Consider the following 13777-nt stretch of genomic DNA (forward strand, 5'->3'; position numbering starts at 1 on the left):
CCTCCCGAGTGATTTAACTTATATTTTAAATTGACTCTCCACTTGCTCCAAGTAAATTGTAGCAGAGGATGGTAAGTTTAGTTGTCCCATGAGTTTCTTTCTTCTTCTAGTTCCCGGTCAATTTCTTCAACTGTTCTGGAAACATGACGGCTGCGGATTTCTGTAAGCAATTCCAACACCTTACGCCGCCCCGGAGGCTTTTCTGGTATAATCACAAAAACTTCAACCTCTTCACCCACAGAACCAGGTAGCACTTGAATTTCAAGTTTATTTCCTGCAAGAACTTTGGTTGTAATCCGTATTGCTGACTGCATACTTCCTCCTTTGCGACGATCAATTTTCCACAGCCCCTAAAGCTTTGAGAGTGGCTTTTTCAACTTCCGTTAAACCCGTAACGCCCGCGATATTCATCCCCTCATAAGGTCTGTCACTTTTGAGGATTTTGAGGCACTCACCAGTCTCAATCTCCCAAATCATAATTGTGCCATCCCGACTACAAGCAGCAATATTTTTTTCATTTGAACTGAAGGCAACTGAGTTAATTCTACTGGTATGATCTTGCAAAATTTTTAGACATTCACCTGTACGGATATCCCATATTCTTACCGTTCCATCTACACTTCCACTAGCAACTATTTCACCTGAATAACTAAAGGCAACTGAACGTATCCAATCAGTATGCCCGTGAAAAATATTGAGGCATTCACCGCTGTTGATATCCCATACTCTTACTGTTTGATCGATACTTCCACTGGCAAGTATTTCACCGTTCTGGCTAAAGGCGATCGCGCGTACCCAATCCGTATGCCCCTGCAATATTTGGAGGCATTCACCACTATGGATATCCCACAGCCTCACCGTTCCGTCAAAACCTTCACTGGCAAATATCTCGCCCAAAGGACTGAAAGCAGCCGAGTATACATAATTGTTATGTCCGTGCAACGTTTTGAGGCATTCGCCAGTACCGATATCCCACAGCCTCACCGTTTGGTCATAACCTGCACTCGCAAGTATTTCACCATTTGGACTGAAGGCGATCGATCGTGTTTCATTGCCAAATTCTGGCAAAGTATGAAGGCATTCACCACTGCGAATATCCCACAGTTTCAGTGTTTGGTCATAACTAGCGCTGGCAAGTATTTGACCCGAAGGATTGAAGGCAACTAAGTTTACCCGATCGAGATGCCCGTGCAAAATTTGGAGGCACTCACCGCTGCTGACATCCCACAGCTTGACAGTTTGTTCGTCATCGCCACTAGCAAGTATTTTACCGTTTGGACTGAAGGCGATCGATATTACTTGATTGCGATGCCCTTGCAGTGTATTCAAGCATTCACCGCTGTCGATATCCCACAGCCTCAGCGTTTTATCGTAACTACCGCTAACAAGTATTTCACCGTTTGGACTGAAGGCGACTGACCTTACTTGATTGCTATGTCCTTGCAAAGTATTCAAGCATTCTCCAGTGCGGATATCCCACAGCTTTGCAGTTCGATCGTGACTTCCACTTGCGAGTATTTCGCCCGAAGGACTGAAGGCTATTGACCGTACTCGATCGCCATGTCCCTCCAAAGTTTTGAGACATTCACCGCTACTGATATCCCACAGTTTCACTGTTTTTTCGCTGCTGCCACTAGCAAGTATTTCACCCGCAGGATGGAAAGCTACTGAAAACACGTTTTTAGTATGACCGTACAAAATTTTGAGGCATTCACCAGTACCGACATTCCACAGCCTTACTGTTGTGTCGCCGCTTCCACTGGCTAACATCTCACCAGCAGGATGGAAAGCCACTGAAAATACAACTTTAGTATGGTCTTGCAAAATTTTGCAGCATTCACCCGTGTGAATATCCCATAACCTGATCGCGCCATCAAAACTCCCGCTAGCGAGTATATTTCCATCAGGATTGAAGGTGACTGACATTACCGATCCGGTATGTCCCTGCAAAACTTTTAAACATTCACCAGTCTTGACATCCCATAACTTGATTATATTTTCATAACTCCCGCTAGCAAGTATCTTACCGTCAGGACTGAAGGCGACTGACTCCACCACGTTGGTATGTCCTTTACAGGTCAATATTTCTCTGCAACTGCTAGCTTCCCACAAGCGAACTATGCCATCAGTATCACCTGTAGCTAACAGTTTGCCATCAGGGCTAAATATTACCGATCGCACGCTGCTGAAGATTTTAGTAAAATCAGAATTAGCCAAATTAGCTTCAGCAAAGTTGACGCGACGCAGCGTCGCATTTGTAAAATCAGCACCTAAAATAACCGCACGAGAAAGGTCTTTTGTTTCTAACGCAGTGCGATCGATTTTCACCAACAGCGTCGCTGCATTCCCTCCCACATAACCTACCTCACTTTCAGTTTTTCCCCGCGTTGCTTCCACAATTTCCAATAATTCCTCCGTAGCTGCCCCTACATCGAGGCAGGGCCGGCACGAGGACACCGCCCCTACCATTGGCAACAACAAATCCATCACTGCTTTTGTCAGCGGCGCGTGTCCGAAACTCTGACGGAGTTGCCCTAAATCTTCAGCAGCAAATCCCTGCAAAGGCGCAATAAGTTCACCGTTATTTCTCTTTTGGGCTTGCAGCCGACAATAACTAGACCAAGCATATTTTTGAGGGGCTGCATTGCGATCTAAACAAGACTGTTCCGGCGCAACTAATTCGGTAAAATCTGCCGCCAAAACTCCCAATTCCGCCGCAAATTTATATGCGACAAAAAACTCCAACAGCGAACGGTGGGCTGGAGTATAATCGCCATCGGCATTGCGGATCAGCATCGTTTGACCCATCATGTCGTAGTGCCAGTGGTCTAAGTCTTTTTCCTCTTGGACGACAGAACCAAACAGGCCTCGGATGCGATCGGGAAAACCCCGATAATTCAGGCTCATTTGGTCGGTAGACATCATTTCCCAAGACAATTCGCACAAAAAGTAAAGCTTATCTGCTAGCGAAGTAAAAGTGCGTTCGGCTGTGATATCTCTCTCTATCTTCCGCCGCACCGCATACAGATAGATCCGCGACATATCGACTGGTTTTCCAGCTTCAATATCGGGCAATGCTTCCAAAATTAACTCTGTCATCACCGGGCGACGCGCTAAATCCAATAACTGCGGGTTTCCCATCACTTTTTCGACAGTAGCCGCTTCTGTTTGGAATGACAGCGTTTGCCGAATTTGCTCGTCGTTAAATTTCTCTAATTCTAATACTTCAAATTGGGGAAGTTCGCCTGTTAAAATGGTTGTTGATGCTTGCAGTTCTGCATTGAACAAAGCCCGTCCTTCGTTGCCTTCAGGAAAGTGTTCGGTACGGCAAGTCAGGATGACTTTTGCGCCGGGAACCACGGCTTTTGCTAGTTCCCAAAAGTTGTTGATGGCTTCTTGCCGATCGCACTTAGCGGCCATTTCATCAAAACCATCGAAAATCAACAGAAACTTACCCATCCGATTTAGTTGTTCAAAGGCCGAATAACCCGCCAAAGGTATCTCGTGCTTCCGAAAGAAAAACTCGGAAAATAGCGACTCGACACTTACGGCTTTAGCGTAATCTCGCAGCGGAATTACTAACGGTAAACGCGGGCGTTCCAAGCCTCGTCTTTGAGCTTTTTTGTAGCGTTGCAGCGCCAGCCAAGCATAGTGCATTGCAAACCAAGTTTTCCCGGTTCCAAATTCTCCTAAAACTGAAATATGTTCTTTTACTGGGTCATCTAACCACAGGTCGATGTAACCTTCGATCCAGCCATCTCGCCCGTCATAATGACTCACCCCTATTTTGCGGTGAGTATCTGGATCGATTTCGTCTTTCGTACAAGCTAGAGGCACGTATTTAGTATTAATTTCCCGGCTGGTGATTTCAGTTTCCAGCCAATCGAGATAAGCGGTAAAATCGGCATCTTGGTCGAGCAATTCATCGAAAGTATAGCAAGCTAGATCGCGATTTTCATCTTTTTTTACTTCATCCCGCGCGGCGCTACTGATGCGGCGGGCGGTAACTAACCAGCCTTCATCGGTGCGCTGTTTTTTCACCGACTCGCGCAAGGCTGAAATGTCTCTGATTCCGGCTTCTCCGGCAATTCCGCGCACTAAAATGCGATCGTACCGATTGCGTCTGACGGGGACATTGATAATCCATTCAAAGTAGTTATCTTCCGAGATTTGATATGGCTCAAACTTATAACTTAATGTTTCAAACCAACCTCGAACTTGTTGCGATAAAATAAAGGCTTGAGACTTTTGAATATTAGTTGATGCTGCGGCGGGAAGTGCGGGATAATCTTCAGCTTCCAGTCGTGCAAATTCGGTGCGAATTCCTTCGATAGTGGGGAGGCGATCGATGCGATCCATTACCATAGATAGGCGTTTTTGCAAAGAGGCGATCGCATTTCCCACCATCACATCTCCCAGCGTCCGCGTCCGCTTTGCTACTTCCATAAACACGGCGGCAAATGCCATGAATTCCCGTTTGGGGTCAATACCTAAATCTCGAATTTCTTTGCCTAAAGCACACTCATTCAGATAGTCATCGCCTGCTTTAATTAAAATAGCTGGGCTATCGGACTCGAAAGCTTTGCGAAATGCTGATTCAATCTCTTTTTGGCGAAACAGTTCTAAAATCTGCTTCGGTTTCCCAGCGCCGTATTCTACTAAAGTATAAACATACACTCCGCTAAAATCTGCGGGCGGAGCATCGGGGTCGAGGTTAAATCTTTTTAATAATTTGATGACTGTTTCGTTGCGCTGAAACTTGTCTTTGATGGTGCCGAAGGGAATTGCCGTCAGGAGGCTGATAACTAAGTCGAGACTAATTAGCATGATTTAGGCTTTCCTGTTTTTCCGTGGAAGTAATGCTCAAATCTAGAATCGGTAGGCTGTGTCCCTGAAATGCGCTGCGGGCGATCGCAAATTGCTCTATTTTTATGTTAACCCATCACTTAGACACTCCGACCAAAAAAACCGGGTTGTTACCAAAAGACGTGCTGTAGCCCGAAGCTCCCGTAAAAACCTGGTTTTTGGGTTCCCATGCCCTCCGACTCCTCGAAACCGGGTTGCTACCAAAAAACGCCTTGCAGCCTGCAAATTCGCTAAAAAACGCGGTTTCTGAGCCATCATGCTATTACCGCATATATTAGCACTTTTTACTAAATATGACCACTATAATACTGAGGAAAAACCGACAAATATTGTAGTAAGGATAGCTCTAATTTAGTTGTCATCTCTAATTGTTAAAAGTTAAAATATAGATAACGAACCAATAAAAGTTGCTCTCTATGAAAATACAATCATCCGTCTTAGTCCACCTGGGATTTGGCAAATATGTACGCTCCGATAGAGTAACAGCAGTAATACCAATTGAAGAAGAACGCGGGCCCGGTCGGCGCACTTTTGTGCACGTAGACGGCGAAGCAGACCCGATCGTTGCTTCGCGCGCGGAAGATACAATTGTTCGCGATTTGGTGCAGGAACCGCGCGAAATAACTCAAGCTCGGCAGCAACAAGAAATTCTCCAAGATTTGCTGGCAGATTTGAGCAATGTTAACCTCACGGTGCGCCGCATCAGCCGCGATGAAGGCGGACTCGATCTCGAACGTTTGGAGCGCCGCATTCGCCAAATTTTAGACGCCTAAAAAAGAAAGACCGCGCGGGCGGTCTTTCTTTTTGTTTGTGTCGCTAAAATTTTTAAGTTAAGGGTTTCAATGTAATTTCGATGTCCGCTAAACCGGTGAGTTTTTCCACCACTTGCTCTTCTTCAACTCGCGGTACAAAAATAGTTAAACCTCCCGGAACGCACTCAATAGAAACCGGAGTCATGCCGATGATTTCCCCGTCTACAACCACTTTTTGAGCAGGATCGGCACTAATTGTTACTTTTTTTGCCCGCAAATAACCGATGTCGTCGCGATCCGTAGCATTGCCGCTCAAAGCTGTTTGCAATAGATGATATGAAGCTGCGATCGCCCCAGCTTTATTCTGAGGCGCCACCAGCGTTATGTCCAGCAAGCCGTCATCAAAAATAATCCCCGCCGGGCCTTGAGCTAAAATGGAAGTAGGCGGCGCTGCATTTGCCACGGTGACGGCCACAGCAGTAAGGCTGATAATTCTATCTTCGGTTTCGATTTCCGCTTCAAATCTTTCTAAATTGTTTAACTGTTTAATTCCTGACAAAATGTAAGCCAGCATTCCCCAGCGATTCTTCATTTCGCGATCGGCAAGTTCGACGGTTTCCGCCTCAAAGCCCACTCCAGCTAACAAAACCATCGGCATTTCACCGTTGCAAATCGCCGCATCCACCACCCGCGTCAACCCTCCCAAAATAGTGGCGCAGGCGGTTTCAATTGTATTTGGAATGTCTAAAGCATTAGCAAAAGCATTAGCAGTTCCCCGCGAAATAATTCCTAAAGGAATATTTGTGCCGACAATCGCCCCAGCAACTGCGGACAAGGTGCCGTCGCCCCCGGAAGCAATAATTGCCTCAACCCCCCTGGCAACTGCTTCGCGGGCGATTTGATCGGCGTCTAATTCGCGGGTGGTCAGCCGAATGTCTAAGTCAATCAAAGGCTCTAAAAGTTCCTTAATTCTAGCTAAGTCTTGGTCGGGATCGCTGTTGCCGGCGGCGGGATTGAAAATTAGGCAAGCTGAACGTTTCATAGTTGGTAATAGGTAATGGGTAATGGCTGAACGGAAATCCTAGATTGTTTTGGTTTGTATCCAAGTTTCGAGCGCCATCGCATCCCCCTCAATAAAACCCATTTTGACTGTTCTTATCCCCCCGTTATTAAGGGGAGTTAAGGGGGAGCAAGACTCAACTATAACCCTAATTTAGACATGGTTTTAACATTAAGTTAACACAAATGCCATGCCCGCTAAACTCCGACAACAACCTTCACCTATTTTTCAAAGGTTTAATTAAGACTTGACAAAAGTCCACTCTAAGACTTCGCGCCGAGCTTTGTGCAACGCTTCCTTGATTTCCTTGTTGCTGTCGAACTTGACTTTATCCAAAAGGCACGCTTCGACGTTAACAGTAAATTTATCTTCTTCAAAAGGCCAAGGAGTTACAGTCACGAGTTCGTTGCTGTGCTGTACAATATCGTAGCGCTTGCCGTCCGGGCCGACACTAATTTCTAAAGCTCGTTCTCCGGCGGGTAACTCGCGGCTGCAAAGAATTAATGATAGCCGATCGCACCACTGGAAAAAAGCATAAGCTGCCTTAGCATCTTCCTGAGAAATATTCAACTCTTTTTGCCATTTTTTTTGATTTTCCAGTTGTTCGTCCAAAAACTCGTCTAGTTCCTTCGACTCTCCCCGCTTTCCTTCATTGAGATAGCTCATGTGCATAGAAATCAGCATTGCTACCCACCTACCGCGATATAGGGAATTCTCCGTCATGGCTTTAATTTTCGGCAGAGAAGTTTCAGTCTGCAAGGTAAAATCAAAGGGCGCGCCCGCTTCAGTCAAAATATTTTCTTCCCATTCTTTCTCCAAATCATCGTGATGCGAAATAGCAGCTATGGTTTCGTAGAGGCGAACCGGAGATTTCGAGCGCTTCCACTGTCCGCCAAGTTGCGCCGCGAGCAAAGCGTGGGCCCGGTGGTAAATTATTTCCCAGCCCGTTGCGGTTAAGTTAGCAATCATTGAATTTTTCTCCTCAATTAAGTTAATACGAGTATTTTGTGCCAGCATTCGGCTCTCGATCCCCCCTAACCTTAAAAAGGGGGGAACAATCGGTTAAAGTCCACCTTTTTAAGGGCGATCGAGACTTGGACAAAAACGAAAGTTAAATCACAAAAGGTTCGATCGAGATATCCTGCCATTTCCCCTCAAATCGTTCGACAACCAAAGGTCGGATGCGGAACTTCGGGGGACACCCATCGAGAACATCAATCCGCAGACACGAATAAGGACGGCGTTTGTGGGAACCTTGACCGCTGCGGCCGACAAATAGCAAAGATTCCGCTACCCGCCGGCTGGCTGTTTCGGAACCAGACTGCCGCGCCAACCGATAAGCTTCAGGACTCAATGCTTCCTGCAAGATCGGCCCTTCCGGGCGCTGGCGGCGGAGACTGTGGCCGCTTCCCCCGCAGACAATCCAATTAATCCCAGAGTCGCCGTGTCCAGTATCCCCAGTCCGCAGGTATTCCAAACAGTGAGCGTGGCCAGTCAGCACCAAATCTACTAGCGGACGCCCCCGCGCCACCTCCCCAACTGCATCTGCCACCCCGTCGAGCACCTCGCGCAATCGCCACCGAACCGCCAAAGTTTGAGCTTGATTCCACTTTGTCGCCTCGGTCACGTAGGGGGGATGGTGCAGGTAAATTACCCGCCCCCGCACCTCGGAATCAGCCCAAGACGCAATCAGCCTTTTTTTCAGCCATTCGAGCTGTTCAAAGTCTGTAGCTGTTTTTTCGGGAGACAGTTGTTTGTCAATATCCATCAGGATTTCGTCAACTTGCTCTAACTTGGCGGCTAAGTCGTCTAGCTGTTCGGCTTCCTCGGGAATTTGGGGATTGAGCCGATCACACATTTCGAGCATTACCAATTTTTCTTGTTCCAATTTCTGGCGATCGAGTTCCAAATTCTGGCGGCGAATGTCGCCCTGTTTGGTTTTCGGGATCGGTAACGGTTCGTTGAAGGTGTTGGAGTCGAGGGCGAAGAAGTCGATGCCGCCGCTGCGGAAGGTGTAGTAGCGGTTGGGTAAGCGGGTAAAGCGTCCGGGTTGGTAGCGGAGGCAGCGGCCTGTGCTGGTGCTGGCGGTGTAGTGGGCGTCTAGGTGGCGATCGATCTCTCCCGGCATTTTGTGAGCTTGCAGGTAGTCGAGAAACGCTTTGGCGTAGGTATTTCCGCGATCGGAACCGTGCCAGCCGACATCGAGATCCAACTTGGAACCCAACAGCCGGCGCAGCGGCAAAGCTGTCGCCGACAGAATGCCGTAGACTATCGGCAAGTCGTAATAGTCGTGGTTTCCCGGTACGGGCAAAAAGGGAAAGTTAAACACCATGCGATCGTAGGCAATGCGAGAGGGATGCTCGCCGCCGACTATAAATTCTCGGTAGGGGCGAATAAAGTTTTGCAAGTAATATTCGCTGGAACCGACGAGATAAACTACATCGCCCGTGTGGAGGACGAAACGGCAAGTTTCGCGCTCGGAGACCATCTGTTCGGCAATCTGCCGCTGGGGATTGTAGCCGCGGTGATTGCCCGTGCCGCTGTCGCCTACGACTAAAAACGAAAACTCTGGAGAGTCGGTGGTTGGAGATTCCAAAACCATCCGAGTTTGGTCGATTCCCCGATCGACGATCGATTTTTCTTGCCACCGCACCCGCTCGTTCATTTTGCGGATTTTAACTTTTATTTGCGGGTCGGAAACGAATTTCAATTCACCTCTTCTCCAAAATTGCTGAGTTCCTAGTTAATCATAGTGTAGCGATCGGGCGAGTTTTTACATCTCTCTAAAAGCTGAAAATCGAGGTGCGGGTACTCAGAAACCGGGTTTTTTACGAGAATACGGCGTTAAAACCGACAGCAGCGGCCAAAAACCCGGTTTCTTTGGTTTTGATGCGATCGCCCCGTCTCTCAACTAAAATAAGATTTTGTACGAGGCGGTGCTGTTTGTTGTTGCCGAGGACGAGGGCATCAATCAAGGACGGGGGAAGATAACACTAACAATGCTAGCCAACTACAGCGAACTCTAAATACGAGAGAGTAATTATCGCTCTTTGCGGTTTGATTAGATTGAGAGTTGGAGCTTTAGTTTTACCTAGTTAATAGCTGACACAGTTATCAAAAAAACGAATAAATTAATCGATATTTATTCACCAGTTTTTAACTAGAATTCCTTCTACTCCTTATGCTGTCGTCACATCGAGGTTAAGTCACCTGGCTGTGCAAATTATGCACAATTGTGTCCCAGTGAGCCATTCAGCTTGTGCCCAGATGTCTAGTGTTTTTGCGAAATAGTTTTAAGGTTCTGGACTAGATCTATTAAACCCCCTAATCCTTTCCTCCCCGCAACTATTGCCGAGGAGTGTTAAGGTTTTATTTGATAATCTTAATCCACACTCAAGGCATCGAACCACTGTAAAATCCGATTCCATGCCCACCACCGATCGCTATCACCAAATTGATGCTGACAACGTTTACTACTGATATGCCCAACATGACCGCCGCAGGCTGTCACCACTAATTCTAAGGCAGGATTGTTCGCGCTAATGGCTTGTAACTCAGAGACAAGCACCGGATCAAACATCGGATCGTCGGCTGCATAAAGGATGTAAGTGGGTTTTTTGAGGTGAGGCAAAATGTGTAGAGCGCTGCTAGCGTCATAGTATTCTTCCACAGAGGAGAAACCTAACGGGCCAATTACCAGTTCATGGTCAAAGCCCCAAATGCTGTTGGCGCGTGCAATGGCGGCTGGATCGATCGCCCCCGGATGGGCTTTAGCGATGTCTTTTGCTAGTTTTTTTAACTGTCGCGCGATCGCTTTTTCTAAAAATTTCCCCCACTCATCTTTAACTAGATAAGACAGAGAACGGTTCGAGTCCAAGCTGGGGCAAATCACCGCCGCGCCTGCTAGTTCTGACTCTTCGAGCCCTAAGTCAGGCCCCCAATCGGCGATCGTCTGAGCTGATTTTACGGCCCACAAGGCTAATTGTCCGCCCAGAGAATAACCCGTGAACCAAAAAGGGGCGGGACATCCCATTTCTTTAGCAGCTGCAGCAATCCGAACGAAATCTTCGCCTTCGTATAAGCCATCAGAAGTCAGGGTGGGAGAGAGTTGGGCAGTTTTGCCGTGAGCTCGCCAGTCAAATAATACCACTGCACAGCCTTGGGCATAGGCTTTACGGCCTAGTAGCTTCAGATACCATTGATTATCCAGATCGCCAGTAATGCCGTAAGTGCCGACAATGGTATATCGGGGATTTTCGGGGATGGCAACCCAGCCGAAAATCGGGACTCCACAGGCACCAGTAAAGATGTGTTCTCGGTAAGGGGGCTCTGGGTCAGCGATCGTCTTTTCCCAGCGGCGACTAGCCCTTAATGCGGTGTACAACGTCATTAATAGGCCGTTGTTCAGCAGCCAAGGTGGAGTATAGGCAATGGTCATAAGCGGATGTGGGAAATGTCTGTCTTGTTGGTGGGATTTTTTTACTTGACAGGTTGGCTATTCTAGCGAATAACCCTGAAAACCGCAATATTTTTTGAGTAAATGCACTCAAGGGCGAAGTCAATCCAAAATATTAATGGCTATTCATTTGGAACCATTTATTGGCGAATAGAGAAGAATGCCAGCTAACGAGGTTTAGCATATTGTAGCGGAGCGCCCAAACTACAAAAACCTGGTTGCTTTGATAAACAGGGTTTCTGAGTCTTGCATCCCCGCGCAGATGTACAATAGGACGATCGCACTCTCCGACTCTAAGTGCGATCGATCTCTACACCCTGCCCGAAGTGGGCAACATCAGATAGAACGCAGTAAACAAATATAAAATGGAAGCAATACAACTGTCTTTATTCTCAAATGAGTCAGAACCAATTTCTGCCAAAAAGCAGAAGAAAGCAAAATTAGGGCGCTACGAACGTATCCAACGCGAACTAGAAGCAAATGACTGCGATCCGTACAAGATATTCATTGATATTGAATCTCAGTCACTGCCAAAATCAGACTATACATTTGTCGATCTTTTTTGCGGTGCGGGCGGCATGACCCAAGGTTTATTGCAAGCAGGTTTTCGACCAGTAGCAAGCGTTGAAATTAATCCCATCGCCTCGGCAACTCATACAAAAAACTTTCCCGATTGCCATCACTTGTGCGACGATATAAAAAACTTAAATCCCCAAAAGTTGCTCGCTGAAATTGGTTCGCCACCAGTTCATGTTGTGGTAGGCGGGCCGCCGTGTCAAGGCTTCTCTGTTGCAGGAAAACGCGACCCCAACGACCCTCGAAATCGCCTCTTTAGAGAGTTTGTCCGCGTTGTCTCTGAAATACGTCCTTGGTATGTTGTCATGGAAAACGTACCCGGAATATTGACTATACAAAAAGGAGCTGTTAAGCAAGCCATTTGCGAGGCTTTTCAGGAAATTGGCTATCCCCATATGTCCGTTGCTGTTCTGGAATCCGCAACCTATGGAGTCCCGCAAATCCGGCCGCGAGCCATTTTTATTGCCAATAGATTTGGGATGCAAAATCCCTATCCGAAGCCGCAATTGTTGCCCGAACAATACAAAGCGATTGAGTCAGCAATTGATGATTTACCAGAGTATACTCCCATCCCCGAAATTAACCACGAATGGACTCGTCATTCCGTTCAGTACATGGAAAGACTTGCTCAAGTACCACCAGGCGGTTCTTTGTACGAAAGCTACGCCGATGCTTTCAAGCGACAGTATCCGGGAAAACCGAGTATGACTGTTAAAGAAAATCACGGCGGTACTCATATTCATCCTTATCTCAATCGCGTGATTTCAGCTCGCGAAATGGCTAGATTGCAAACTTTCCCGGATTCATTTATTTTTGAAGGTTCGATGAAAAAGGCAATGTGGCAAATTGGAAATGCTGTGCCGCCTCGTTTAGCAGAGTGTATCGGTTTTGCACTTATTCCATATTTGACTGATATTGCGCTTAACAAACCTAGCTTAGTTACTGTTAAACATCCCGAACAGATTCAGCTAGTTTTTGATTGAGAGCATTTCGCCAAGTTTCAAAATCATACCAACCGCATCCTGTGCAGCCTTCCTCAGCTTCAGCGCCGCGCTGATGTATGGAAGGCCAGTCTTCGCCTCTTTCATACCAAAACTTGATTCCGAAAGGTGTGCCTCTTTTCCCTGTTTTGATGCAGCGTTCGCAACTTCGAGATTTTAGAAGATTGTGATTCCCTGAAGCATCTTTTTTGAGCAACTGAAACTTTGCCTTGATTTCAGATTCGCTCATAGATGCCAGGTGTGGTGGCTCATTATCTCCCCAACGCTCCATTGGGAATCTATGGTCAATTACTAACTCATGAGCTGCTCGTTTTCTCTGTTCGATTACATCCGTATAAAAGTAAACTTCGAGAATTCTTATTACCAGAGAAGCGGGTATGTTAGCAGCAGAATTTGCTGATTTAATTTCTCCTGTCCACAAATCGCCCAAACGTGTTGCCTGACAAGTTTGACAGTATCTCTTTTCTGTTACAATAACCAGACCGGGGCGCTTCCTTGTTCCGCGCTGCAATCCCTGAATTCCGCCACCGCCAGCATATTGAGCTGATGCTATCTGTTTGCCTTCGCACTCCCGACAGTGCCATTTTTGGTCTGATAGGAGATTAAAGACTTTGAATTGAGTTGAGTCTTGTTTTAATTGAGCTTTAATTGTGCTTGCTAAATCTTGATTGTTCACTCTACGTTTTCCGCTTCTATTTCTAGATTTTCGAGAAGATTGGAAACAGTTGTGCCCAAGCCGGTAGCTAGACTTGCAATTGCAGTGATGGACGGATTTCTGACTCCGCGTTCGACTCCAGATATATAGGTGCGGTCTAAATTAGCCCGCATTCCAAGCTCCTCTTGCGAAATTCCCAACGCTGTCCTGCGTTGCTTTACGAGATGACCTAAAGCACGCAGAATCTTCTGTTTCGATCGACTCATCTGCCAATTTTCAGTCTCTGCGGACGATCGGTCTACGGACGATGTGTCACATATGTGGAAAGTTCGATCGCCCGAAATTCCCCATCCCGACTGAAGACGGACGCCTCACAGAGGTACAATAGGACGATCGCATTCCCCAACTCCC

The 13777-nt window shown here is 46.9% G+C and carries 10 protein-coding genes; 2 read left to right on the forward strand and 8 right to left on the reverse strand.

Going from position 1 to position 13777, the window contains the following annotated elements:
- Positions 1-77: 77 nt before the first annotated feature.
- Positions 78-314 (reverse strand): hypothetical protein, encoded by a 237-nt coding sequence (locus QUA33_RS15295; RefSeq protein WP_333149297.1) that lies wholly within the window; start codon positions 312-314, stop codon positions 78-80.
- 19 nt (positions 315-333) lie between these two features.
- Positions 334-4827, reverse strand: a complete 4494-nt coding sequence (locus QUA33_RS15300) for a WD40 domain-containing protein (RefSeq protein WP_333149298.1) — start codon at positions 4825-4827, stop codon at positions 334-336.
- A gap of 455 nt (positions 4828-5282) precedes the next feature.
- On the opposite strand from QUA33_RS15300, the gene QUA33_RS15305 reads away from it, so the two are divergent.
- Positions 5283-5639, forward strand: coding sequence for a hypothetical protein (locus QUA33_RS15305; protein WP_333149299.1), 357 nt, complete (start codon positions 5283-5285; stop codon positions 5637-5639).
- A 52-nt stretch (positions 5640-5691) separates the two neighbouring features.
- Here QUA33_RS15305 and QUA33_RS15310 read toward each other — a convergent pair whose 3' ends face one another.
- The 4 genes from QUA33_RS15310 to QUA33_RS15325 all read right to left on the reverse strand — a co-directional run bounded on the left by QUA33_RS15310 (position 5692) and on the right by QUA33_RS15325 (position 11116).
- The gene (locus tag QUA33_RS15310; protein WP_333149300.1) at positions 5692-6660 is read right to left on the reverse strand and encodes a YegS/Rv2252/BmrU family lipid kinase; all 969 of its coding nucleotides are present in this window, start codon (positions 6658-6660) and stop codon (positions 5692-5694) included.
- A 258-nt stretch (positions 6661-6918) separates the two neighbouring features.
- Positions 6919-7647 (reverse strand): DUF3891 family protein, encoded by a 729-nt coding sequence (locus tag QUA33_RS15315; protein WP_333094287.1) that lies wholly within the window; start codon positions 7645-7647, stop codon positions 6919-6921.
- 142 nt (positions 7648-7789) lie between these two features.
- Positions 7790-9388: a metallophosphoesterase gene (locus QUA33_RS15320; RefSeq protein ID WP_333149301.1), complete on the reverse strand. Its 1599-nt coding sequence runs from the start codon at positions 9386-9388 to the stop codon at positions 7790-7792.
- A gap of 672 nt (positions 9389-10060) precedes the next feature.
- The gene (locus QUA33_RS15325; protein WP_333149302.1) at positions 10061-11116 is read right to left on the reverse strand and encodes an alpha/beta fold hydrolase; all 1056 of its coding nucleotides are present in this window, start codon (positions 11114-11116) and stop codon (positions 10061-10063) included.
- A 383-nt stretch (positions 11117-11499) separates the two neighbouring features.
- Between QUA33_RS15325 and QUA33_RS15330 the strand changes: the two genes are divergently transcribed.
- Positions 11500-12693 carry a DNA cytosine methyltransferase gene (locus tag QUA33_RS15330; RefSeq protein ID WP_333149303.1) on the forward strand — a complete coding sequence of 398 codons (1194 nt, stop codon included), beginning with the start codon at positions 11500-11502 and terminating at the stop codon, positions 12691-12693.
- Here the strand turns inward: QUA33_RS15330 and QUA33_RS15335 are convergent.
- Positions 12656-13387, reverse strand: coding sequence for a restriction endonuclease (locus QUA33_RS15335; protein WP_333149304.1), 732 nt, complete (start codon positions 13385-13387; stop codon positions 12656-12658). The genes QUA33_RS15330 and QUA33_RS15335 overlap by 38 nt on opposite strands.
- Entirely contained in the window at positions 13384-13632 is a 249-nt protein-coding gene (locus QUA33_RS15340) for a helix-turn-helix domain-containing protein (protein WP_190740357.1), read from the reverse strand. Before QUA33_RS15340 ends, QUA33_RS15335 begins: the two co-directional genes overlap by 4 nt.
- Positions 13633-13777: the final 145 nt, after the last annotated feature.

It is taken from the genome of Microcoleus sp. Pol14D4, assembly GCF_036701245.1.
GTDB lineage: Bacteria > Cyanobacteriota > Cyanobacteriia > Cyanobacteriales > Microcoleaceae > Microcoleus.

Excerpts from the sequence above, each read along its gene's own strand:
- QUA33_RS15295 (WP_333149297.1), bottom strand. The coding sequence starts at position 314 with ATGCAGTCAGCAATACGGATTACAACCAAAGTTCTTGCAGGAAATAAA.
- QUA33_RS15300 (WP_333149298.1), bottom strand. The coding sequence starts at position 4,827 with ATGCTAATTAGTCTCGACTTAGTTATCAGCCTCCTGACGGCAATTCCC.
- QUA33_RS15305 (WP_333149299.1), top strand. The coding sequence starts at position 5,283 with ATGAAAATACAATCATCCGTCTTAGTCCACCTGGGATTTGGCAAATAT.
- QUA33_RS15310 (WP_333149300.1), bottom strand. The coding sequence starts at position 6,660 with ATGAAACGTTCAGCTTGCCTAATTTTCAATCCCGCCGCCGGCAACAGC.
- QUA33_RS15315 (WP_333094287.1), bottom strand. The coding sequence starts at position 7,647 with ATGATTGCTAACTTAACCGCAACGGGCTGGGAAATAATTTACCACCGG.
- QUA33_RS15325 (WP_333149302.1), bottom strand. The coding sequence starts at position 11,116 with ATGACCATTGCCTATACTCCACCTTGGCTGCTGAACAACGGCCTATTA.
- QUA33_RS15330 (WP_333149303.1), top strand. The coding sequence starts at position 11,500 with ATGGAAGCAATACAACTGTCTTTATTCTCAAATGAGTCAGAACCAATT.
- QUA33_RS15340 (WP_190740357.1), bottom strand. The coding sequence starts at position 13,632 with ATGAGTCGATCGAAACAGAAGATTCTGCGTGCTTTAGGTCATCTCGTA.